This window comes from Thalassolituus sp. LLYu03 (assembly GCF_050507655.1).
Taxonomy (GTDB): domain Bacteria; phylum Pseudomonadota; class Gammaproteobacteria; order Pseudomonadales; family Oceanobacteraceae; genus Venatoribacter.
Window position 1 is genome coordinate 1,728,304 of the sequence record NZ_CP191496.1, and the last position, 23,634, is coordinate 1,751,937.

Annotated in this window: 18 protein-coding genes; 7 read left to right on the forward strand and 11 right to left on the reverse strand. The window is 57.5% G+C overall.

The features are described 5' to 3' along the window. Nucleotides 1-103: 103 nt before the first annotated feature. The 4 genes from ACQUQU_RS07860 to ACQUQU_RS07875 all read right to left on the reverse strand — a co-directional run bounded on the left by ACQUQU_RS07860 (nt 104) and on the right by ACQUQU_RS07875 (nt 7,080). Complete coding sequence (locus ACQUQU_RS07860) at nt 104-1,717, reverse strand: cell division protein ZipA C-terminal FtsZ-binding domain-containing protein (RefSeq protein WP_430462691.1); 1,614 nt, start codon at nt 1,715-1,717, stop codon at nt 104-106. Nucleotides 1,718-1,870: 153 nt separating this feature from the next. Continuing rightward, nucleotides 1,871-5,377: a chromosome segregation protein SMC gene (smc, locus tag ACQUQU_RS07865; protein ID WP_430462692.1), complete on the reverse strand. Its 3,507-nt coding sequence runs from the start codon at nt 5,375-5,377 to the stop codon at nt 1,871-1,873. Beyond that, on the reverse strand, nt 5,368-6,039 hold the full coding sequence (locus tag ACQUQU_RS07870; protein WP_430462693.1) for a GntR family transcriptional regulator: 672 nt from the start codon (nt 6,037-6,039) through the stop codon (nt 5,368-5,370). The genes smc and ACQUQU_RS07870 overlap by 10 nt, the downstream gene beginning before the upstream one ends. Before the next feature lie 135 nt (nt 6,040-6,174). After that, complete coding sequence (locus ACQUQU_RS07875) at nt 6,175-7,080, reverse strand: LysR substrate-binding domain-containing protein (RefSeq protein ID WP_430462694.1); 906 nt, start codon at nt 7,078-7,080, stop codon at nt 6,175-6,177. A 111-nt stretch (nt 7,081-7,191) separates the two neighbouring features. Here ACQUQU_RS07875 and ACQUQU_RS07880 point away from each other — a divergent pair, with 111 nt between their 5' ends. Continuing rightward, nucleotides 7,192-7,953, forward strand: coding sequence for an SDR family NAD(P)-dependent oxidoreductase (locus ACQUQU_RS07880; protein WP_430462695.1), 762 nt, complete (start codon nt 7,192-7,194; stop codon nt 7,951-7,953). Nucleotides 7,954-7,959: 6 nt separating this feature from the next. Here ACQUQU_RS07880 and ACQUQU_RS07885 read toward each other — a convergent pair whose 3' ends face one another. Then, nucleotides 7,960-8,814 carry an EamA family transporter gene (locus ACQUQU_RS07885; RefSeq protein WP_430462696.1) on the reverse strand — a complete coding sequence of 285 codons (855 nt, stop codon included), beginning with the start codon at nt 8,812-8,814 and terminating at the stop codon, nt 7,960-7,962. A 119-nt stretch (nt 8,815-8,933) separates the two neighbouring features. Between ACQUQU_RS07885 and ACQUQU_RS07890 the strand changes: the two genes are divergently transcribed. The 3 genes from ACQUQU_RS07890 (at nt 8,934) to ACQUQU_RS07900 (ending at nt 13,289) form a co-directional block, all read left to right on the forward strand. Beyond that, on the forward strand, nt 8,934-10,217 hold the full coding sequence (locus ACQUQU_RS07890; protein ID WP_430462697.1) for a nitrate- and nitrite sensing domain-containing protein: 1,284 nt from the start codon (nt 8,934-8,936) through the stop codon (nt 10,215-10,217). 358 nt (nt 10,218-10,575) lie between these two features. Next, nucleotides 10,576-11,412 carry a formate/nitrite transporter family protein gene (locus tag ACQUQU_RS07895; protein WP_430462698.1) on the forward strand — a complete coding sequence of 279 codons (837 nt, stop codon included), beginning with the start codon at nt 10,576-10,578 and terminating at the stop codon, nt 11,410-11,412. A 140-nt stretch (nt 11,413-11,552) separates the two neighbouring features. Next, nucleotides 11,553-13,289 (forward strand): protein kinase domain-containing protein, encoded by a 1,737-nt coding sequence (locus ACQUQU_RS07900; RefSeq protein WP_430462699.1) that lies wholly within the window; start codon nt 11,553-11,555, stop codon nt 13,287-13,289. A gap of 55 nt (nt 13,290-13,344) precedes the next feature. On the opposite strand, the gene ACQUQU_RS07905 is transcribed toward ACQUQU_RS07900, so the two are convergent. The 4 genes from ACQUQU_RS07905 to clpB all read right to left on the reverse strand — a co-directional run bounded on the left by ACQUQU_RS07905 (nt 13,345) and on the right by clpB (nt 17,682). Further along, a complete protein-coding gene (locus ACQUQU_RS07905; RefSeq protein ID WP_430462700.1) occupies nt 13,345-13,905 on the reverse strand; it encodes a TIGR00730 family Rossman fold protein in 561 nt (186 codons plus the stop codon). Between the two features lie 92 nt (nt 13,906-13,997). Beyond that, nucleotides 13,998-14,513, reverse strand: a complete 516-nt coding sequence (gene ruvC, locus ACQUQU_RS07910) for a crossover junction endodeoxyribonuclease RuvC (protein ID WP_430462701.1) — start codon at nt 14,511-14,513, stop codon at nt 13,998-14,000. Beyond that, nucleotides 14,510-14,941, reverse strand: a complete 432-nt coding sequence (locus ACQUQU_RS07915) for a protease complex subunit PrcB family protein (protein WP_430462702.1) — start codon at nt 14,939-14,941, stop codon at nt 14,510-14,512. Before ACQUQU_RS07915 ends, ruvC begins: the two co-directional genes overlap by 4 nt. Before the next feature lie 149 nt (nt 14,942-15,090). Next, entirely contained in the window at nt 15,091-17,682 is a 2,592-nt protein-coding gene (gene clpB, locus ACQUQU_RS07920; protein WP_430462703.1) for an ATP-dependent chaperone ClpB, read from the reverse strand. Nucleotides 17,683-17,949: 267 nt separating this feature from the next. On the opposite strand from clpB, the gene ACQUQU_RS07925 reads away from it, so the two are divergent. Both ACQUQU_RS07925 and ACQUQU_RS07930 read left to right on the forward strand, forming a co-directional pair. After that, nucleotides 17,950-18,834, forward strand: coding sequence for a DMT family transporter (locus ACQUQU_RS07925; protein WP_430462704.1), 885 nt, complete (start codon nt 17,950-17,952; stop codon nt 18,832-18,834). A gap of 180 nt (nt 18,835-19,014) precedes the next feature. Then, nucleotides 19,015-19,920, forward strand: a complete 906-nt coding sequence (locus tag ACQUQU_RS07930; RefSeq protein ID WP_430462705.1) for a LysR family transcriptional regulator — start codon at nt 19,015-19,017, stop codon at nt 19,918-19,920. Nucleotides 19,921-19,979: 59 nt separating this feature from the next. Here the strand turns inward: ACQUQU_RS07930 and ACQUQU_RS07935 are convergent, their stop codons facing one another. Beyond that, nucleotides 19,980-20,435, reverse strand: coding sequence for an acyl-CoA thioesterase (locus tag ACQUQU_RS07935; RefSeq protein ID WP_430462706.1), 456 nt, complete (start codon nt 20,433-20,435; stop codon nt 19,980-19,982). Between the two features lie 224 nt (nt 20,436-20,659). Here ACQUQU_RS07935 and ACQUQU_RS07940 point away from each other — a divergent pair, with 224 nt between their 5' ends. Beyond that, nucleotides 20,660-22,777: a carboxy terminal-processing peptidase gene (locus ACQUQU_RS07940; RefSeq protein WP_430462707.1), complete on the forward strand. Its 2,118-nt coding sequence runs from the start codon at nt 20,660-20,662 to the stop codon at nt 22,775-22,777. A 247-nt stretch (nt 22,778-23,024) separates the two neighbouring features. Here ACQUQU_RS07940 and ACQUQU_RS07945 read toward each other — a convergent pair whose 3' ends face one another. Then, entirely contained in the window at nt 23,025-23,609 is a 585-nt protein-coding gene (locus ACQUQU_RS07945; RefSeq protein WP_430462708.1) for a DUF2238 domain-containing protein, read from the reverse strand. Nucleotides 23,610-23,634: the final 25 nt, after the last annotated feature.

Here is a 23,634-nt window from a genome sequence, read left to right on the forward strand (position 1 = left end):
AGTCCGACTCTAATCTATCTATATGCCACTATTGAGACGTAAGCACCTTAAAATGAAAAAGGAGCCAATCGGCTCCTACGTGCTCGCTATCTAACTTCGGCAACTATCTTCTAGCCTGTTTTTTCTGCGCCAGTTTCTGGCGGCGTTCGTAATCCATAATTTGCTGGCGGTCGTGCTCCATGGTCTGTGGCGTCAATGCGCTGCGCGCACCGTCGTACAGATCCGCGCGTAATTTACGCGCAATCACCAGCGCCATTTCCGACATGGCTTCATAGGCTTCCATCGGACGCTTGGCGCCCGGCAGACTCATAAAGAAGCTCAGGCCACGGAAATGCTGCTGTGCCATCGCTGCCGGCACGAATATACCGGGCTCGTAGCTCTGGGCAACCGAGAACTGAATACAGCCCTGACCGTCCGGCTCTTCAAAACGGTGGAAAATTTTCTTTTCGCCGAAACGCAGATCGCAACTGTTAAACAGGAACAGAATATCTTTGCCGGAGAATCCGATCGGATCGTGCGCAATGCAGTGAATTTCGAGCACCAGCTCAGGCATCGGCCGCGCGGCTAACGACTCGGCATTGGCACCGGCAAAATTGACCGGCTGCGACACCAGTTCGGCCGGAATATCGTCCACTTCCTGCTCAAGGTGCGGGTCGGTATCGGTTGCTTCGTCGGTCGTGTCTGTAAGCTCAGTCCCGGCAAAGGAGTTGTGCATGGCGGGAGCAACAGAATCAGCAGCCTGCGCCTCTTCGGCCACGGCAACCACGCCCTCACTGACTGGGGGATGCGTGTCGGCCGCCTCACGGAGGTCGTCTGCTTCGGCGTAAACGGGTTCCACATCGTCCGCACCCAGCTCCTCAACATCGAGCAGCACAGGTACGGCCTCATCCAGATTCACCGGGCGGGCTTTCGGAATTAATGGCGAGCGGGGAATTTCCAGATCGTGTACGCGTTCTGCTACAGGCTCGTGCTGTTTTTCCGCGGCTTTTTCCGCGCTGATTACGCGCGCCGGACTGACGTCATCCTGCCAGGCGATAATCGGTTCTTCATCCGCTTCGGCAGCAGGCTCAAACCAGTTCGCTGAAAACGCCGGTTCAGTGGCGTTCTTCGCATCAATGGCGCTTTTCTCTTCTATGGCAACGAAAGGCTCATCGGCCAGCGCGTCGTCCGCCACAGATTCTGTAAAGACAGAACCCGCCGCTGGGTTTTTCACCGCATGTTCAGTTTTTTCGGCCACCGCAGATGCCGTAAAAGCCGACGGCTTTTTGCTTTCTGCTTGTGTGGTTTTTGCCGGAGCTGATTCTTTTTTGATCACCACAGACGCAACGGCGTCGGCGAAACCGGGCTCATCGTCCTGCAAGGCAAAATCATCGATCAGAATGCGCTTGTTTTTGTCACCGCCAGTCGCACCATGCGCTGCGGTCGTGCGGGCATCCTGAGATGTCGTTGATTTAAAGCCGGGTAATTTCAGATCAGCCTGAGAAAAGTCCGCTTCGCCGTCATCGGCCAGCGGCGTGCGCTTACCGCCCACCACACGGAAACCGCCGCCAGGCAGTTCCGGGTTATGATCCGAGGCGGGGAATTTGAAATCGTGGCTCACATCCAGTCGCAAAGCTTCGGCACGCGCGCGGCGCATGCGGCGGAAGCCATCGACCAGAATGGCGGCAATTGCCACCAGAGCGATCAGAATCAGAAGGGTGCGCCAGCTCCATTCCATTGTGTTTTAAACCTCGTTGAACATCGTGTCCGGTGCCGGAAAACCGCTCGTTACCGCTTCAGCACCGTGTAAAGTTTATCGAGCCAAAGTGTTACACAACCGACGAGGCGAATACAGCCCCCTGAACCTGCTTTCAGGCCGCTTTCTGACGCCTTATGCGTCGATCATCTGCGCGGCCTCTTCCACATCCACCGACACAAGTCGGGATACCCCTGGCTCGTGCATGGTAACGCCCATTAACTGGTCAGCCATCTCCATGGCGATCTTGTTATGGGTGATGTAAATGAACTGCACTTTTTCCGACATGGCCTTCACCAGACGGGCGTAACGGCCAACGTTGGCGTCGTCCAGCGGTGCATCCACTTCGTCGAGCATACAGAACGGCGCCGGGTTGAGCTGGAAGATAGAAAATACCAGCGCAATCGCGGTCAGCGCCTTTTCGCCACCCGACAACAGGTGAATGGTGCTGTTCTTTTTGCCTGGTGGCCGCGCCATGATGGCTACGCCTGTGGTCAGCATGTCTTCTTCGGTCAGCTCCAGCCAGGCGTGACCGCCGCCGAATACTTTCGGGAACAGCTCGGCCAGACCGGCGTTCATTTTGTCGAAGGTTTCCTGGAAGCGGGTGCGGGTTTCGCGGTCGATTTTCTGAATCGCCCCTTCCAGTGTGGTTAATGCCTTCTGCAGGTCTTCGTTCTGAGTATCGAGATACACCTTACGTTCCGACTGCACCTGATATTCTTCGATGGCCGCAAGGTTAATCGCGCCCAGACGCTGAATGCGTTCGCCGATGCGCTCAAGCTCCTGCTGCCATTCGTCGCTGGAGGCATTCTCCGGCATGGCTTCCAGTACTTCTTTCAGGCTGAGCTTTTCTTCGGCCAGTTGTTCGACCAGTGCCTGGCGGCGGATATCCAGCGCCTGACACTCCATACGCACTTTTTCCAGTTCGTTACGGACTTCCAGCGACTTACGTTCGGCATCGGCGCGCGCCTGCTCCAGCTGACGCAGCCGGCTGTCGACGGTTTCGAGTGCGTGACGGGCGCTCTGCATGCCCTGCTCGGCATTCAGGCGACGTTCGAGTAATTCTTCCAGCTCGGCTTTCAGCTCATCCAGATCGGCGCTGTGATCGCGGGTCTGGTTGGCCAGAATCTGTTGTTTGCGCTCCCGCAGCCGCGCCATCTGGCTGGCCAGACGCTCAATCGCCTGCTTCAGACTCTGTTCGCGGGTTGAAAGCCCCTGCACTTTCAGCTGCAGCTGATGGCTGCGGTCTTTGTGGCTGCGTGCCTCGTTGCGCACCTGCTCCAGCAATTGCTGCACGCGGGTTCGTTCGGCCTGCAGACGTTCACGCTCATCGGTGTCTTCACTGATGGCACTCATGGCGTCCTGCCAGACCATTCGCAGCTCTTCCAGAGATTCGCGCTCCAGCGCCTGCTGTTCCCGGGTTTCGTTGATGTCCTGATTCAGTTTGTCGCTGCGCAGCGCAAACTGCTCGGCGCGGGCCTGTTTACCCGACAACTGGGATTTCAGCGTGATCAGTTTCTGGCTGACCTGCTGCTGCTCGCGCTGGGCGGTTTCGCGCTGCTGTTCGAGCGAGCGCAGACGCAGTTGCGCGGCTTCGAGATCGGCATCCCATTCTTCTACCTGAATATCCAGCTCTTCGATCTGATCGTTGAGCAGTTCCAGTTCCTGCTGACGGGCCAGCACGCCACCTTCGCCGTCGGCGGCACGGGCAACCCGCAGCCAGCTGCGGCCAAGCCAGATGCCGTCGCGGGTAATAATGGATTCGTCGGCCTTAAGTGCAGAACGGGCCGCCAGCGCCGAGGCCAGATCCTCCGCGGTTTTCACCCCGGCCAGCAGACCGGAAATATCCTGTTTGCTCTGCACCTTGCTCAGCAGAGAGCCGGCGTCGCCCGCGGCGGATGCGTTCTGCCCTTGCTGCCACAGGGTGAGCTGACCTTCTTTAAAACTGCCCAGCCAGTGCTGTGCCGGGTCGAGCTGATCAATCATCACCGCCTGCAGGTAATCGCCAAGCACGGTTTCAACCGCCCGCTCCCAGCCATCGGCCACGTGCAGCTGTTCCGCCAGACGCGGTTTGCGCGCCAGCTGATGACTTTCCAGCCAGTGACTGACGGCTTCAGAGCCCTGACCCAGCGCGGCTTTCTGCAAGGCATCCAGGGTGGCTTTGCGGTTCAGCATCTGCTGCAGGCGGGTTTTGCCTTCGTTCAGATCGCGGCGCTGCTGCTCCAGACGCTCACGCGCATCGCTCACCTGCTCCTGCAAAGTGTCGAGTTTTTCCTGCTGCGATTCCGCCAGCAGCTCCTGCTCGCCCACTTCTTCACCGAGCAGCTGAATTTCTTCCAGTTCCGGGTTGTCGGCCAGTTGCTGCAGTTCGTCCTGCAGACGGCGCATCTGCTGGTCGAGACGGGTCAGCTGGTTTTCGGTCGATTGAATGCGGGTGCGTGTGACTTCCGCCTGACGGGTCGGCTCGCTGGCACGCTGGGTAAAGGCATCCCAGTTTTCCTGAAAACGCTGCTGCGCTTCTTCGGCTTCTTCCAGACGCAGGGCACCTTCTTCTTCGGCGGCCAGCAGCATTTCCAGTTCCGGTTCAAACTGGAAACGTTCTTCGCTGACCATCTCCAGCGCCAGCTGGTCTTCTTCCAGCGACTTCTGGGTTTCGAGAATGGCTTTTTCCGCTTCGGCTAAATCCTGATCGAGCTGCAGCGCCAGTTGCGACTGGTGTTCGATTTTCTGTTCGTGACGGGCAATGTGCGCACCGACTTCGTAGAACCTGCCCTGTGCGCTGTTGAATTCGTCCTGCTTTTCCTGATGTTCAAGACGCAGGCCTTCAATTTCCGCATCAGCAGCACGCTGTTCGGCCATATGGGCTTCGAACTGGGTTTCGTGACGGGCAATCTGCAGTTCGCGCGACTGATAATCGGCGTTCAGAGCCTGCCATTTCAGCGCCTGCAACTGGGCCTTTTTCTCTCGTTCCTGCGCTTTGAATTCTTTGTACTTTTCCGCCGCCTGCGCCTGACGGTGCAGGTGTGCCAGCTGGCGCTCCAGTTCGTCGCGGATATCCTGCAGACGCTCGAGGTTTTCCTGCGTACGGCGCATGCGGTTTTCGGTTTCGCGGCGGCGTTCTTTGTACTTGGAAATGCCGGCGGCTTCTTCCACGTACACGCGCAGCTCTTCCGGCTTGGCTTCGATCAGACGCGAAATCATGCCCTGTTCGATGATGGCGTAAGAACGCGGACCGAGACCGGTACCGAGGAAAATATCCGTAATGTCTTTACGGCGGCACTTGGTGCCATTGAGGAAATACAGTGACTGACCATCGCGCGTCACCTGACGGCGCAGGCTGATCTCGTTATACGCCGCGTACTCGCCTTTCAGTGTTTTGTCGCTGTTGTCGAACACCAGCTCGACACTGGCTTTGCCGACCGGCTTACGTTCGGACGAACCGTTAAAAATAACGTCGGTCATGGCGTCGCCGCGCAGGTATTTGGCCGAGCTTTCGCCCATGACCCAGCGCACGGCATCAATGGTGTTGGATTTACCACAACCGTTAGGGCCGACAATGCCGGTCATGTTGGTGCTGAACGGCACCGTGGTCGGATCAACGAAGGATTTGAAACCCGCGAGTTTAATGGCCTTCAGGCGCATGCCAGGGCCTCCTTATTCAGGGCCGCCACCACCAGTTCGCACTGCTGGTCGCCATAGGCATTGAGTAATCCCGGAATCCGCTGGACCTCACGGCGCAGCGCCGCGTTAAACAATTCGGTAAAGAACACCGAAGCCCGCACGGCTTCCTGCGGCTGGTAACGCACAGCCAGTGAATAGGTGCGGTGAATCGCCGGTTCAAGGTCTTCCAGCAGCTGGGCCAGATACGGGTTGTTAACAATGACGAAGGCCTCACGCATCAGCGCGAAGCAGGATTCAATAAAGGCTTCGGCGTCGCCGCTGCCGCTCAGACGTTTCATTTTTTCAATCTGCGCGCCCACCTGCTGGATATTGCCTTCGTTCCAGCCCAGCGCCACGCCGTTGGACAGCATGATCAGCAGATGAATGTAGATATCGTACAGCGCGCGGGCTTTGTCGGCGGTCAGACGGCTGACCAGCGCTCCACGGCGCGGCAGGATATCGATCAGATGGCGGCGTTCCAGAATCAGCAGGGCTTCACGCACCGAACCCCGGCTGACTTCCAGTTCATTAACCACACGGAGTTCCTGAATCCGTTCCCCGGGCAGCATCTCGCCCCGGATAATACGCTGCGCCAGATACTTAGCGATCTGCTCTGACAGACTTTCAGGCGCTGTAAAGGTCATTACCACTCGTTCCGTTTCCGCTCAAATGCCGCGGATATTACCACAGAACAGCCTGATTCCACGCCCACCACGGCGCCGTTTGCCGTGTTTGAGCAGTGGTTCCTGAAGCGCGCGCACTGGCCATTTTGTCAGGCCTCAGGGCGTAAGCCCCGGGCGCAGCAAGTCGTCGAGCCAGTCCATAAACACCCGCACCCGCTGCGACAAAAAACGCCGCTCGGGGTACAGCAGCGACACCGGCATTGGCGCCGCTTCGCTGCCGGGTAACACAGGCAGCAGACGCCCGGCGTCGATCAGGGCCTGCACGCCGAGGCGCGGCGACTGAATAATGCCCAACCCGGCCAGACAGGCGGCGGTGTAGGCTTCGACGTTGTTCACGCAAATGCTCTGCGCCATTTCCACAAAGGCAACCTGCCCGGCGGCGTTCACGTATTCAAAGCGATTGCCGTGACGCCCGAGGGACTGCGAATAGCCAACCAGCCGGTGACCAGACAGGTCCGCAAGACTGGCCGGCATGCCGAAGCGGGCGATGTAGTCGGGGCTCGCGCAATTCACCATGCGGTGCACCCCAAGCCTGCGGGCGATCAGACTGGAATCCGAAAGCTCGCCTACGCGCACCACCAGATCAAACCCTTCCGCCAGCGGGTCGACGCGGCGGTCGGTGCAGCTCAGCTCCAGCTGAATGCCCGGATAGCGCTGCTGAAATTCGCTCAGACGGGGAATCACATGATCCCGCGCCAGTGGCACCGGCATATCCACCCGCACCACACCGCTGAGCGTCTGCTGACCGCTGTGAAACAGGTTCTGCAGTTCGTCCATATCGGCCAGCAGCTCACGCGCACGGCGCATGAAATGTTCGCCTTCGGCCGTGATGTCGACGCGCCGGGTGGTGCGCATCAGCAAACGGGTGCCCAGCTCGGCTTCCAGCTGCTGTACCGCCGCCGATACCGACGAACGCGGTAAGCCGAGGGCATCCGCTGCCGCCGAGAAGCTCTTCTGCTCAGCGACCTGCAGAAATACGCGCATGGCGTTCAGGTCTTTCATGGTGATCACCATTATCCAGAATCAGCGAATAGTGATACCAGATTTCAGAGTTTATTCAGATATATCTGCCAATTATTCTGCAACCACTGACCCATCACTGAGGATTTCACTATGCAGACCAAACCGATTGCCGTCATCACCGGCGGCAGCCGCGGCCTGGGCGCTAACACCGTACTGGCGCTGGCAAAACGCGGCATCGACAGCGTGCTGACCTGGAACAGCAACGAACAGGCGGCACAGGCGGTGTGCGCCGAAGCGGCTGCACTGGGCGCAACCGTCGTTGCCCTGCCACTGGATACCGGCGATACCCGCCAGTTCATGCCCTTCCGCCAGCGTCTGCAGGCAACGCTTGAACAGCATTGGGCGCGCAGCACGTTCGATTATCTGGTCAATAACGCGGGCTTCGGCCATAACGCACCGTTTGCCGCACAAACCGAGGAGGCCTTTGACGAGCTCTACCGAGTGCATCTCAAAGGGCCGTACTTTCTCGCGCAAACCCTGCTGCCCCTGATCAGCGACGGCGGCAGTATCGTCAACCTGTCTAGCGGTCTGGCGCGTTTCAGCCTGCCGGGCTATTCAGCCTATGCCGCCATGAAGGGAGCAATGGAAGTCATCAGCCGGTATCAGGCCAAAGAACTGGGACAACGTGGTATCCGCGTGAACACGCTGGCACCCGGTGCCATCGCGACCGATTTCGGTGGCGGTGCCGTACGCGATAACCCGCAGGTAAACACTATGGTGGCGTCGGCAACCGCGCTTGGCCGCGCAGGCATAGCCGACGATATTGGTCCGGCCATCGCCGCTCTGCTGAGCGACGACTGCCACTGGGTGAATGGTCAACGCATCGAAGTGTCCGGCGGCATGTTCCTGTAAGCCGGCTCAGCTAAGCGTCAGCAAGGTGGTGGCGGCGATGATCACCAGCATCAGCCCCAGCTGCCCTTTGTGCACGCTCTCCTGAAAGAACCACACGCCCCACAGTGCGGCGCCGAGAATACCGGTGCCGCGCTTCACGGTTTCGACAATACCCGGATGCACCGAGGACAGCGCAAACCACTGGCTGCTGACCGCGGTCAGAAACACCAGCAAGGCCACCAGCAACAGCCACAAGGGTCCGTTATAGACCGGGCGCCAGCCGCCGTTGCGCACGCCATCGCTTTTGATCAGCGCCAGCCACAACAGCAGCGCCATACCGCCGCTCTGCACCATGCCGTGAAAGAACACCGCCGCCGACGCCAGCGCCCACTTGTCGAGCACAATCACCACGCCCCAACACAACGACACCAGCAACATCAGCCCGAACCCCGGACCGGCCGCCGCAGGATTGACCAGCAAGGCCGTGCCACCGTGCAGCAGAAAAATCGCCAGCACGATCACCGCAATGGCCACCACCTGCCAGAGCGTGAGCGTGTCGCCGAGCAATACCCAGCTGAGCAAGGCGGCCACCACCGGCGTGAACGACAGCACAGGCACCAGCATGGCGATGCGCCCGACACTCAATGCCCGGATATAGCTCACACTGGCGATGGCCGCCGCCAGCACAGAAATCAGACCCGGCAGCCAATAGGACGATTGCGGCAGCGCCGCACCTGAGAACAGCCACAGACCGGCGTAGAAGGGCGTTACCCCCAGCGCAAACCAGATGGCCAGCGACAGTGGCCGGGCGGTGGACGCCAGCTTTTTGCGGATCAGGTCAAAGACCGACCAGGCCAGAGCGGAGATAAGCGCAAAAATCATACAGTTGTCTCTTAAATGGGCAGGCATTATGCAAGGTTTCGGCTACAAACGCAGAAATCGGTGGGGAAAATTGCAAGCCCTTTGCTATCCTTGCGCGCCCTGCACCACCCTGATGATTCATGATGACGGACGTTATGCTCACCACCGAAGATTTTTTGCTGGCTGCCAAGCAGTCAGAAATCAGTGCTCTGAAACAACTGCTGATCAACTGTGATCTGGTCACCAAGGTGACAGAACTCATTCACGAACTGCAACGCGAACGCGGATTATCGAATTCTTTTCTGGTGTCAGCGGGCAAACGCTTTGCCGACCAGCGTCAGCAGGAAGTCAAAGCGGAAGCTGCAGCGGAACGCAATTTCCGCGAAATGCTCAGTCAGCTGAACATTCAGGAATGCGCGCCCAGCACCGTACGCCTGTACAATGCCATCGCCTACGTCCTGCATCAGCTCGACGAAGTACCGGCAATCCGCACCCGCATCGATGCCCAGTCGATCAATGCCACCGAAAATACCCAGCTGTTCAGCCGCCTGATTGCAGGCCTGCTGTCGGTGGTGTTTGAAGCGGCCGATATTTCCAGCGACCCGGACATCACCCGCGCGCTGGTGGCCATGTTCAATTTTGTGCAGGGCAAAGAATACGCAGGGCAAGAACGGGCCTGGGGCGTGATCGGCTTTACCGCCGGCGAATTCACCCAGCAGACGCAGGAACGCCTGAAAACCCTGCAGGATGCGCAGGCACGCTGCTTCGATATCTTTAACGATTTCACCCGCACCATCACCGCCGCCCAGTGGCGTCAGGTGGAAAGCTCGGAAGCCGCCAGCGAACTCGAGCGCCTGCGCAACATGATCACCCGCTACCGCAACGGTGACATTCTGCCGACCGCCATGAGCGAGGTCTGGTACGAAGTGGCGACGCGCCGCATCGACGGCATGCAGGAAATCGAAAAAGAACTGGCGGCCGAACTGCTGACACTGTGTCAGGGCAAAATCGCTCAGGCCGAAGAAGATCTGCGTCTGCACCACGAACACCTGAAACAGCTGGCCGATATCGAAGAACCACCGCTGTCGCCGATGTCCATGCTCGACGATGTGAACAACCCACGCAGCGGCGTCAACGTCGCACCCGGCGTAAACATCAGCGTCGCCCGCTCTATTTATGAGCTGGTGCAGAGTCAGGCCGAACGCCTGCAACGCATCAGCGAAGAACTGACCGAAGCGCGCCAGGCGCTGGATGAACGCAAAACGGTTGAAAAAGCCAAAGGCATTCTGATGCAGTCACAGGGCATCAATGAAGAACAGGCCTATAAACAGCTGCGTCAGGCCGCGATGGACGGCAACAAGCGCATCATCGATGTCGCCGCCAACGTCATCAGCGTCGCCGAGATGCTGCAGCTGAAGAAATAATCTAACCATTAAGTCTGTTAATTGCGCAGCAAGCGCGCACCGGGCCACCGACCCTGCACTAAAACAAAGCAGCCGGTGGCTTTTTTATGCCTGTCGTTCCGTGCAGCCCCGCCTCATTTCGCCGTTAAACACATGAAAACCGGCTTTTTTTAAAACTGGCACAGCGGTTGCAAAACCTTCTTCATGTGAGACCAACGGCGGTTTCGCGTGACAGATGACTTATTCGGATAACGGCGTCCACTGCAGATAACCCTCTGGGTTGTCGGGCAGCGGACGCCGTTTTTTTTGCCCAGTAAACCGCCCTCTGCCGCTACGGCGGCGGTTGAAAACGATTTCTGAAACCCGAGGAGAGAGACCTATGTCCTACTTAATGCCTTCTGAGTTTGCTACCAAGATGGTGGATGCCGGTGAAGAAAAACTCGCCATGTCCACCAAAGACACCCTGATCCGTGCCTTTATGGCCGGCGCCATTCTGGCTCTGGCCGCGGTATTTGCCATTACCGTCGCCACCACAACCGGTTCACCGATTCTGGGCGCCTGTCTGTTCCCGGTTGGTTTTATCATGCTGTACCTGATGAAATTCGACCTGCTGACCGGGGTGTTTACTCTGGTTCCTCTGGCCCTGATCGATAAACGCCCGGGTGCCAACCTGCCACAACTGCTGCGTAACTGGGGCCTGGTATTTATCGGCAACTTTGCCGGTGCACTGAGCGTGGCATTTATGATGTCATTTATTCTGACCTACGGTTACAACACCGACGGCGGCGCGATTGCCGAAAAAGTGTCACACATCGGTGAAGCCCGTACTCTGGGTTACGCCGCACACGGTGTTGATGGCTGGTTCACCATTTTCATCCGCGGCATGCTGTGCAACTGGATGGTGTCCATGGGTGTTGTTGGCGCCATGATCTCTACCTCTGCCACCGGTAAAATGGCCGCTATGTGGATGCCGATCATGCTGTTCTTCTTCATGGGCTTCGAGCACTCCATCGTGAACATGTTCCTGTTCCCGTTCTCTATGATCATGGGCGGTGACTTCACCTTCATGCAGTACATCATCTGGAACGAACTGCCGACTGCACTGGGTAACCTGGTGGGTGGTTTCTGTCTGGTGGGTCTGCCGCTGTACTACACCCACGTACGTCAGAGTGCTCAGCGCAAACTGGCGGCCGTAGAAACCCGCAAAGCAGCGTAATTCGCTGAATGCCAAAAAGCCCCGCACTGCGGGGCTTTTTTGTTCGCCTGACGGGCTTTCCTTTTCTGCGCGCAGCCGTAAAAATCAGACCAGCGCCCTTCAGCGTTAATAACCCTGCTACCCACCCTGAGAAATGACGGATGACGGCAAAACTCACCATTTCCGCCGGCCAGTGTTCCGATGCTGGCATCAAGCCCATCAATCAGGATTTTCATGCCCTGCAGATTCCTGATGGCCCGCTGCTGACCAGCAAAGGGGTGGCAGTCGCACTTGCCGATGGCATCAGCAGCAGCAGTGTCAGCCAGATCGCCAGCGCGGCCGCGGTACAGGGGTTTCTGAACGACTATTATTCGACCAGTGAAGCCTGGCCGGTAAAAACCTCGGTACAGAAAGTATTAACCGCCAATAATTCCTGGTTGTACGCCCAGACCCGCCAGAGTCAGTACCGTTCCGACCCGAATAAAGGCTATGTCTGTACTTTCAGTGCACTGGTGATCAAATCGACCACCGCCCATGTGTTTCATGTCGGCGACACCCGGATTTACCGGGTGCAGGGCAATACACTCGAACAGCTGACCCATGACCATCGCTTTTATTACGCCGAACAGCAAAGTTATCTGACCCGGGCGCTGGGCATGAGTCAGCAGCTGGATCTGGATTATCAATCGCTGTCGGTGGATACCGGCGACCTGTTTATTCTGGCCACCGACGGCGTGTACGAATTTGTATCGCACGCCCTGATCACGGACACCATTGCCCGCCACAGCGATGATCTCGACCGAGCCGCCGCCGATATTGTTCAGGCCGCCAAAGACAATGGCAGCGACGATAACCTCACGCTGCAGATCGTGCGCATCGATGAATTACCCCTGCTCAATACCGACGACGTGCATCAGCAACTGACCGAACTGCCCTTCCCGCCCGAACTTGAAGCGCGTGCAGAATTCGACGGTTATAAAATTGTGCGCAAAATTCACTCAAGCCCGCGCAGCCATGTGTATCTGGCGACGGATATTGAAACCGGGGTAACCGTCATTTTAAAAACGCCGTCCATGGAATTGCGCTCAGATACCGCGTATCTCGAACGTTTTCTGATGGAAGAATGGATTGCCCGGCGCATCAACAGCGCCCATGTGCTGAAACCGGTGGCGCACCTGCGCAAACCGAATTATCTGTACGTGGTCACGGAATACATTGAAGGCATTACACTGGCGCAGTGGATGCGCGACCATCCCAAACCGCGACTGGATGACGTGCGCAATATTATTGAACAGGTTGCCCGTGGTTTACGCGCGTTTCACCGGCTGGAAATGGTGCATCAGGATTTAAAGCCCGACAACATCATGATCGACCAGACGGGTACGGTAAAAATCATCGACTTCGGCTCGACCCGTGTGGCCGGCATTCTGGAAATAGACACTCCGCTGGAGCGACTGGCGATACTCGGCACCGCGCAGTACACAGCGCCGGAATATTTTCTCGGCTACAGCGGCAGCGCCGCGTCCGACGTTTATGCGCTGGGCGCCATTGCCTACCAGATGCTCACCGGGCGTTTACCCTACGGTTTTGACGTCGCCAAAACCCGCAGCGAAAAAGCCCAGAAAAGCCTGAGTTACACCGCACTGCATCATCTGGATGAAAACACCGACGTGCCACGCTGGGTGGATGATGCCATCCGCAAAGCGGTGCATCCGGAGCCGTTTAAGCGGTATCAGGAAGCGGATGAATTTGTCTACGACCTGTACCATCCGAACCCGGATTTTATGCGCCGTCACAAGCCACCGCTCATTGAACGGAATCCGGTGAAATTCTGGCAGGCGGTTTCTGCCATATTAGCAGCCGTGATTATTGCCCTGATTTATCGCGACCTGTCCTGACACCGGAGCTGTATCCTGCGTTAACGCTGGAGGAATGCCCGCTGTAGAAACGGAATCAGCCCCATTTATTCTGTGGTGGCTGATACCCGGCAAAGGCTTGAACCAGCGCTTTGGGATCGGCCGTGCGGATCAGCATCTCGGCATACGGTGCCTTAAGAAATCCGGTGGCTGTCATTTTTTCAATCATGGCGAACAGCGGATCGTAAAAACCGTCGACGTTATAAAACGCGCAGGGTTTCTGATGATGACCCAGTTGCGCCCAGGTCCAGACTTCAAATATTTCCTCAAGCGTGCCCGCACCGCCCGGCAGTGCCACAAAAGCGTCGGCCATGGCGGCCATTTTTGCTTTGCGCTCGTGCATATCGGCCACCACCGTCAGTTCCGTCAGGCCCTGATGCGCAATTTCACGATCCACCAGATGCTTCGGCATCACGCCATACACACGGCCACCGGCCTGCAGCACGCTGTCGGCGATTGCTCCCATTAACCCCACATGACCGCCGCCATAGACAACGTCGATGCCATGCTGCACAAAATACTGACCCAAAGCCTGAGTTGCGGCCAGAAACTGAGGTTCATTGCCTGCGGACGACCCGCAGAATACGGCGATTTTCATAGCCAGCTCCCGGAAAAAATAACGAGTGTACGCAATTGCGTACGACAGAGGTGAACAGCAACAGAGTGTTGCTTGTGGCGGACCTTGGTGGCTTAACGCATGCGCCCGCGGGTAACGCCTTTGACGCCGGCCTGAGCGACGAGACTGGCGCTGGTGTGCGCGTGGCAGATGGCAATGGCCAGCGCGTCGGCGGCGTCGGCCTGAGGTTTGCCCGGCAGTTTTAATAAATACTGCACCATGTGCTGAACCTGTTCTTTGTCGGCACCGCCCTTCCCGACTACGGCCTGCTTCACCGAACGCGGTGCGTATTCCGCGACCGGCAGATCGTGCAAAGTAGCCGCCAGAATGGCCACGCCACGGGCCTGTCCGAGCTTTAACGCCGAGTCGGCATTTTTGCCCATAAAGACCTGCTCAATGGCAAATTCCTGCGGCTGATAGGTATTGATCAGTTCGGTGACGCCTTCGAAAATTTTGCGCAGACGACCGGGCATTTCACCGTCACCGGTGCGGATGCAGCCGCTGACAATGTATTCGGTTTTCTGACCGATGCGGCGGATCACACCGAAACCGGTCAGACGTGAACCCGGGTCAATACCAAGAATAATCATGGGGTGGTTTTACTGCTCTTTTTTACGGCACTGGTGTCATCGGCGGGCGTCAGTGTAACGGCTTTGCCGTTGTCCTGATTGGTGACCGTCACCTGTTTCCAGCCCTTTGGCATAATCACCTGCAGGCAAGGCTGCGTGATGACCTGAGCGTACATACGCCCCGGCTGCGGACGGGTTTCACGATACGTCAGATCGTATTCGCCGGCCTGTTCCAGCTGGCCGACCAGTTCAATGCCATAGCCTGCACTCGGGCGTTCACCCAAAGCGACGGTTAAGCTGCCGTAACTGAGCGATACGCCGGCCGGCGCGGCGCAGTGATTCATGGCGCTCATCGGCAACTGGGTTTCTTTACTGGTTACTGTGGTGCAGGCGGTGGCCAGCAGCGTGACGGCAAGCGCCGTGCTGAGGCCAGACAGAATACGCTTCATGCGGTTAGCTCCCTGGATTAACGCCATTCAGACACCGCCATTATACGGCAGATTAAACAGCTGTCCTTCCCATCCGTAGGAATGAAGCGGGAAAGCTGACCGGCGCATAAAAAAGCCGGGGCAAGCCCCGGCATTTTTCAGCCTTGCTATCAGGCCGCGTTGAACACGAAATGATCTCCGTCGACGTCGGCGCGGATCACGGTGCCCGGCATAAATTTGCCCGACAGAATGTCCTGCGCCAGCGGGTTTTCGATCCATTGCTGAATCGCCCGTTTCAGCGGACGCGCACCAAACACCGGGTCGTAGCCCACATCCACCAGACGGGTGATGGCCGCATCGGTCAGTTCCAGCGACAGGTCGCGGTCTTTCAGACGGCCACGCAGCAACTGCAGCTGAATGTCGGCGATACCACGGATCTGATCCTTCAGCAGCGGATGGAACACCACCGCCTCATCGATGCGGTTGATGAACTCCGGACGGAAGTGCTGGCCGACAATTTCCATCACGGCTTCACGCATCAGTTCGTAGCTCGATTCATCGTCTGCGGCCAGCGTCTGGATCACGTCAGAGCCCAGATTCGAAGTCATCACCAGTACGGTGTTTTTGAAGTCGACCTTACGGCCCTGACCATCGGTCAGCTGGCCATCATCCAGCACCTGCAGCAAGATGTTGAATACATCCGGATGCGCTTTTTCCACCTCATCCAGCAAAATTACGGAATACGGTTTACGGCGCACCGCTTCGGTCAGCAGACCACCTTCTTCGTAACCCACGTAGCCCGGTGGCGCACCGATCAAACGGGCGACCGAGTGCTTCTCCATGTACTCCGACATATCGATGCGCACCATGGCGTCCTTGCTGTCGAACAGGAAGGTCGCCAGCGCCTTGCACAGCTCGGTTTTACCGACACCGGTTGGCCCTAAAAACAGGAACGAGCCGTTCGGACGGTTCGGGTCGGACAGGCCGGCACGGGAGCGGCGCACCGCGTTCGATACCGCGCGGATGGCTTGGTCCTGCCCGACCACGTAGTCGTGCAGCACGTCTTCCATGCGCAGCAGTTTTTCGCGCTCGCCTTCGAGCATTTTGCTCACCGGCACACCGGTCCATTTGGACACGACTTCGGCGATTTCATCTTCGGTTACCTTATTGCGCAGCAGGGTAAATTCCTGCTTGCCCGAGGCTTCGGCTTCGTTGGCCGCCGTCATCTGTTTTTCGAGTTCCGGAATGCGGCCGTACTGCAGTTCCGACATGCGTTGCAGGTCGCCGGCACGACGGGCGGCGTCGAGTTCCAGCTTGGCCTGTTCCAGCATTTCTTTGGCCTTGCTGGCACCTTCCAGCAGGGCTTTTTCTTTCTTCCATACCTCTTCCAGTTCAACGTAGGCGCGACCGGCCTTGTTGATCTCCTCGTTGAGGTCGTTCAGGCGTTTTTTTGCCGCTTCGTCTTTTTCTTTGCGCAGCGCTTCACGTTCGATTTTCAGCTGGATCAGACGACGTTCGAGCTTGTCCATGTCCTGCGGTTTGGAATCGATTTCCATGCGGATAACCGATGCCGCTTCGTCGACCAAGTCGATGGCTTTGTCCGGCAGACGACGGTCGCTGATGTAACGCTGCGACAGTTTGGCGGCGGCAATAATGGCGCTGTCGGTGATCTGCACACCGTGGTGCACTTCGTAGCGTTCTTTCAGACCGCGCAGAATGGCGATGGAATCTTCCACGCTCGGTTCATCCACCAGCACTTTCTGGAAACGACGCTCCAGCGCCGCGTCTTTTTCAATAAAGGCGCGGTATTCATCCAGTGTGGTCGCGCCGACGCAATGCAGTTCACCGCGTGCCAGCGCCGGCTTCAGCATATTGCCGGCGTCCATGGCACCGTCGCTTTTACCGGCGCCGACCATAGTGTGCAGTTCGTCGATGAACAGAATGATGCTGCCTTCGGCTTTGGACACGTCCTTCAGCACAGATTTCAGACGCTCTTCAAACTCACCACGGTATTTGGCACCGGCCAGCAGCGCGCCCATATCGAGCGACAGGATGCGTTTGTTTTTCAGGTTTTCCGGCACTTCACCATTAATAATGCGCTGCGCCAGACCTTCGACCACGGCGGTTTTACCCACGCCCGGCGGCCCGATTAATACCGGGTTGTTCTTGGTACGGCGCTGCAGTACCTGAATGGTGCGGCGGATTTCATCGTCACGTCCGATCACAGGGTCGAGCTTGCCGGCTTCGGCCCGTTCGGTCAGGTCGATGCAGTATTTATCCAGCGCCTGACGGCTGTCTTCGGCATTGGCGTCTTTCACAGATTCTCCACCCCGCAGGTCATTGATGGCCTGATTCACGCTGTCTTTGGTCAGGCCCGCTTCGGCCAGTACTTTGCCGCTGGCGCCCTTGTCGTCCAGCGCCACAAACAGGAACACTTCACTGGAAACGTACTGGTCGCTGCGCTTCTGCGCTTCTTTGTCGGCCAGATTCAGCAGACGGCCCAGCTCCGGGGCAATCTGAATATTGCCGTCCGGGCTTGAAACACGCGGCTGATCTTTCAGCACGTTGCGCAGGGCTTTTTCCAGCGCGGCCACGTTACCGCCGCAGCGGCGCACAATTTCTTTCACCGTGCTGCTGGTCTGCTCCATCAGCGCGAGCAGCACATGCACGGTATCAATCTGGTTATGGTCCTGCCCCAGAGCAATGCTCTGACTTTCCGCCAGAGCGTTCTGCAGACTGGTGGTCAGACGGTCCATACGCATAAGTCACACTCCTCTGATGCCTGCCTTGCAGGCGTTGAATCCGGTTAGTCCTTAAATGCGACCTGATTAGTTTTTTTCAAGCCCGATACTTAAAAGTTTAATATTTTTAATACAGATGCCGACTGACAACGGACAATCCCGACGACACCGGCAGGCAAAACCAGCGCCAGCCCCGTATAATGCCGCCCGCCCGGCAACCCGGTTTATATGGTGTTTCACCTTCTCTTTTAAAGGGCTGCCACACCCTTTTCACGATCTGGATCAGGAATGACGAACGAAATCCGCTTAGGTGCCCTGTATCTCATGCTGGGCGAAGGCCTGCTGGCCATTATGGGCGCCATGATCAAGTACCTGTCGGACGACCTCAGTACCGAGCAGATCGTGTTCTTCCGCAATATTGCCGGTCTGGTAGTGCTGATTCCGCTGATCCTGCGCACCGGCCTCAGCGAGCTGAAGACCAGCGTCTGGCACTGGCATCTGATGCGCGGTCTGGTAGGCGTGACGGCCATGTTCTGTTATTTCTGGGCGCTGGCCCATCTGCCCCTGACGGAAGCCTTTCTGGTGAAGTTATCGGCGCCGTTGTTTATGCCGTTACTCGGCCTCTGGTGGCTGAAAGAACCCGCCGGACGCTACAGCTGGCTGGCACTGGTCATTGGCTTTGCCGGCGTGGCGGTGATTCTGCGCCCGGGCACGGCAGGCGAAGGTATGGATGACGCAGCCTACAACGCCATGACGGTCGCCGCACTGATCGGCCTGCTGGGCGCCTTTCTGGCGGCACTGGCCAAAGTGACCATCCGCCGCATGTCGGCCACAGAATCGAGCCAGCGCATCGTCTTCTATTTTGGTGTGGTCGCCGCCCTGGTGTCTGCTCCGGGCGCCGTGATGAACTGGCAACCCGTACCGGCCAGCGCCTGGCTGTGGATTGCCGCGCTGGGCGTGGTCGCCACCCTCGGCCAGCTGGCGCTGACCAAAGCCTACCGCATAGCCCCGACCGGCAAGGTCGGCGTTTATGTGTACAGTGCCGTGGTGTATGGCGCCCTGATGGGCTGGCTGTTCTGGGACGAAGTGCCGGCCTCGACAACCGCCGCCGGGGCCGCGCTCATCATCGCCGCCGGCGTTATCAACCTGCGCGGCAGTGGCAAAACAGCCTGATATTTCTGGCTGAAACCGGCCGCTGCCGGCCGCTTCATTTCCCGTTTTACGGAAAAAGACCTTTCTGACGCGGTTACGCATTAGATTTAAGTCTAATGTTTGACCGATTCGGGCTTATTATTGCCAAAAAATTAAATATACTGTCCGTCATCACGGATTTCACAGAAAGAGTCATTAATCATGTCCCGTATCGACTCCCTGCAAACCTTCGTTTCGGTGGTTCGCGCCCGTAACTTCACCTCGGCAGCGGATGCCCTTGGCGTTACGCCATCCGCCGTCAGCAAGCAGATTTCCGGTCTGGAAGAGCGTTTAGGCGTGCGTCTGCTGAACCGCACTACCCGCTCTGTCAGCCCGACCGAAGCCGGTCAGATGTTCTATCAGCACTGCGAGAACATACTGGAATCGATTACCGAAGCGGAAAAGCTGGTCACTGATTTCGACGTTACCCCGCGCGGCCGTCTGCGCATTACCGCCATGTCGAACTTCGGCCGCCGCGAGCTGGCGCGCATTTTCACCGACTTTGCCCAAAAGTATCCGGACATCAGCTTTGACCTGCACATTTCCGACCGTCCGCTGGACATAGTAAAAGACGGTTACGATTTCGCCCTGCGCCTCGGCACGCTGGAAGACTCCCGTCTGATCGCCAAACCGGTGGCCGAGCAGAAAATCGTCATCGTGGCGTCACGCGAATACGTGCAGAAATGGGGCATGCCGCAGAAGCTTGAAGATCTGCTGACGCACCGTGTGCTGATTGTCGCCAACGCCGAATACGCACGGTCTAACTGGCTGCGTCAGTTTGAGAAAGATCACGGTTTCACCATCTCCAGCATTGAGCGCAAGCTGGCGGTCAACGACATTGATCTGGTGTACGAAGCCTGTCTGGCGGGCATGGGCATCACCGCCCTGCCAACCTACATCGCCGATGCTCACCTGCAGAACGGCGAACTGGTGCAGCTGTTTCCGGATGTGGAAATTCCGGTGCGCACCATTAAGGTGGTGTTCCCGCAGAACCGCTATCTGGCGAACAAAAGCCGCGCGTTCCTCGACTTTATCACCGCCTACTTCGACAACCCGGGTCAGAGCTGAGCCGGGTAAAGAAGGTGTAAAAAGTACAATAAAAAAGCCGGAGCATGCTCCGGCTTTTTTTATTTGCTGCTGTCGGCTTCGGCCAGCAACTCGGGGGCGCAGCGTTCGTAAAACACGCGCGGTACCCGGGCAATTTTCCGCTCGTCGTAATCGAAGAAGACGATACCGGTTTTGGCCTTGGCCACCAGTTTGTCCTGCGCGTTGTTCTCGACGCGGTAGATAAAATCGCAACCGTATTTGTTGAAATCGGTAACACCGACATGGAACGTCAGTACATCACCGACGAAGGATTCCGCCTCGAAACACACCACCAGATCGGTCACCATCAGGCCGATACCACCGATGTTAAATTCACCGAAACCGAATTCACGCAAAAAACGCAGACGCGCTTCATGCAGCAATGACACCATGCGGTCGTTGCCGACGTGGTTGCCGTAGTTAATTTCGGTGACGCGCACATCCAGCATGGTGCTGAAGGTAAATGCGTCCGGTAGATCCAGTTTTACGCGAGCCAAAGCTGCCTCCGCAGACGAATGTTGAAACGAACCGCTCATTCCTTGACCTCCTGTGCCACAATTCGGGAATTATTGTGGCTTCCGTGACTCCAATGGGGTCTACTATAGAAGCTGACGCCCATGGACCCAAGCTGTGGGGCTGATGCCGGTCAGGACGGCCGGCATAATAGCGGCGCCCGGCGCTCAGAACAAATCAAAACAGAACAAGGAAACTGGCTACTACCATGCTATCCAGACCTCAGCGCGTGTTTCGCCTCCTTCTTATCACAGCACCCTTGCTGTTCGCTCAACTGAGCAACGCCACCATCGCCGAAATCAAACCGGGAACGCCCTTCACGCCGCTTGAGCCGACCCGTGAAAATGCCATGACCACTCAGCAGATTATGAACAATCTGTTGCGCGGCCATTACGAACATCAGCGTCTGGACGACAAACTGTCGTCGCGCATCCTCGACATTCTTTACGACGACGTCGACAGCACCCGCAGCTACTTCCTGCAGTCGGACATCGATGAGTTCGAGAAGTACCGTTACAACCTCGACGAAGCCCTGAACCGCGGCGACCTGCGCCCGGCCTTCGCTATTTACAACCGCTTCCAGCAGCGGGTGTCCGAGCGGCTGTCGTATCTGCTGACCGAGCTGCAGAATAACGCCGGCAAATACACCTTCACCGACGACGAGCGTCTGGATCTGGACCGTGAAAAAGCCCCATGGGCGAAAACCAAGGCCGAGCTGGACGATCTGTGGCGCAAACGCCTGAAGAACTCCATCCTCAACCTGAAGATGGCCGGCAAAGAAAAAGACGCCATTCTCGATCTGCTGAGCAAACGCTATCAGAACCAGCTGAACCGCGTACATCAGTCACAGGCCGAAGACGCCTACCAGACCTTTATGAACGCGGTCACCCGCTCATTCGACCCGCACACTCAGTACTTCTCGCCGCGCAATACCGAGAACTTCAACATCAACATGAGTCTGTCGCTGCAGGGCATCGGCGCTGTGCTGCAGACCGAAGATGAGCACACTAAGGTAGTGCGTCTGGTTCCGGGCGGCCCGGCGTCGATCGCCGGTAATCTGCAACCCGCCGATAAAATCGTCGGTGTGGGTCAGGATGAAGGCGACATAGTCGATGTGATCGGCTGGCGTCTTGATGAAGTGGTCGATCTGATCCGCGGCCCGAAAGGCACCCGTGTGCGCCTTGAGATTCTGCCGGCCGACAGCACGGGCAGTGACAGCAAGGTCATCACCATTGTCCGTGACGAAGTCAAACTGGAAGAACAGTCTGCCCAGAAAGACGTGATCGAAGTCGAAGACGGCGGCAAGAAACACAAGATTGGTGTCATTGACATTCCGACCTTCTACATCGACTTCCAGGGTCGCATGGAGAACAAGCCGGACTATAAGAGCACCACCCGCGACGTTGCCCAGCTGATCGGTGAACTGAAAGAAGAAGGCATCGAAGGTCTGATCATCGACCTGCGCAATAACGGCGGCGGCTCACTGGAAGAAGCCATCAGTCTTACCGGCCTGTTTATTCCGCAAGGCCCTGTGGTGCAGGTGCGCAGCACCCACGGCCGTGTCGAAGTGCTGCCCGACCAGGACCCATCTGTGCTGTATGACGGCCCGATGACGGTGCTGGTGAACCGTCTGAGCGCCTCGGCCTCGGAAATTTTCGCCGGTGCCATTCAGGATTACGGCCGTGGACTGATTGTGGGTGGCCAGACGTTCGGTAAAGGCACTGTACAATCTTTGCGTCCGCTGAATTCCGGTCAGCTGAAAATCACCCAGGCGAAGTTCTACCGGGTTTCCGGTGACTCCACCCAGCATCAGGGCGTGATTCCGGACATTCTCTACCCGTCGCTGTTCGATAAAGAGAAAATCGGCGAAAGCGCGCTGGAAGAAGCCCTGCCATGGGACACCATTCGCCCGGCCGAATACAGCAGCGACAAGCGCATTAATGCCGAGCTCCCTGCCCTGCGCGAGCTGCATGAGAAGCGCGTCGACGACAACCCGGACTTCCGTTTCCTGCGCGCTCAGCGTGCGCTGATTATGGAACTGCGTGAACAGACACAGGTTTCCCTGAACGAGAAAACCCGTGAACAGGAACGCAAAGCCAACGACGACAAACGTCTGAAGCTGGAAAATGAACGCCGCAAAGCCAAAGGCATGGCGCTGCTGACCACGCTGGATGATGACGAAGACGACAGCGCGGCCAAAGCCGATGAAGAAGAGAAGAAGAAAACCGAAGAGGAAGACGCTCTGTTAACCGAAACCGGCCACATTCTGCTCGACTACATTCATCTGGAAGACCAGCACATGACCGCACAGCGCACGGGCTCCTGAACCGTTTACTGTTTAAGGATTCCCGCACCGGGTGCGAAAACCAAAAAAGCCGCCATCAGGCGGCTTTTTTATGGGCCTTATTTAGCGGCTGTTTTATGGGTCTGGCTCATCGGCTGTTTTATGGGTCTGGCTCAGCGGCTGTTTTATGGGTCTGGCTCAGCGGCTGTTTTATGGGGCTGACTCAGCTGCTTTTTATGAGCCTGATTCAGGGTCTCTTATCAACGCGTATTTTCAACCCGTATTTTTCTCACGCTGTCTGGCAGCGCCGCTTCAACACCGGATACGCCAGCAGTGCCGTCAGCAGCGCACCGCTGATGTCGGCCAGCATGTCTTTCTGCGCGTCCCAGACATCGCCCTGCGCACCGAGGAAACTGACCCCGGCATTTCCGCCTTCGATGTCGGCGTACAGCCACTCAATGATTTCATAGCCAGCGGCCACACTGCCTATGGCAAACACAGCAAATAACGCGGCCAGTACAGGTCCGGCCAGCGAACGTCTGAGCAGAAATTCCATCACAGGCCAGGCGAAAAATCCGACCATAAAATGACCGATGCGGTCGTAGGGGTTGCGGGTAAGCCCAAGCGGTTCCATTAACCACTGCATGGGCACCAGCGAAAAGGTGAAATGCGCGCCCACCGTGTGCCAGGCCAGAGGCAGTAACATACAGGCATAGGCCACGGGCGAAAATTCAAACCAGCGAAGCGTGCTCAGTAAACCCAGGTAAATCACCACAAGCGGTGTCACTTCGGCGTACCACACGGTGCGGTCGGCCACCTGCCAGCTCACGGCGATAAAAAAGAGCGCAAAAGCGCCCAGCATCAGACGCACCATATCGCCTCCTGACCCTGCTCAGCAG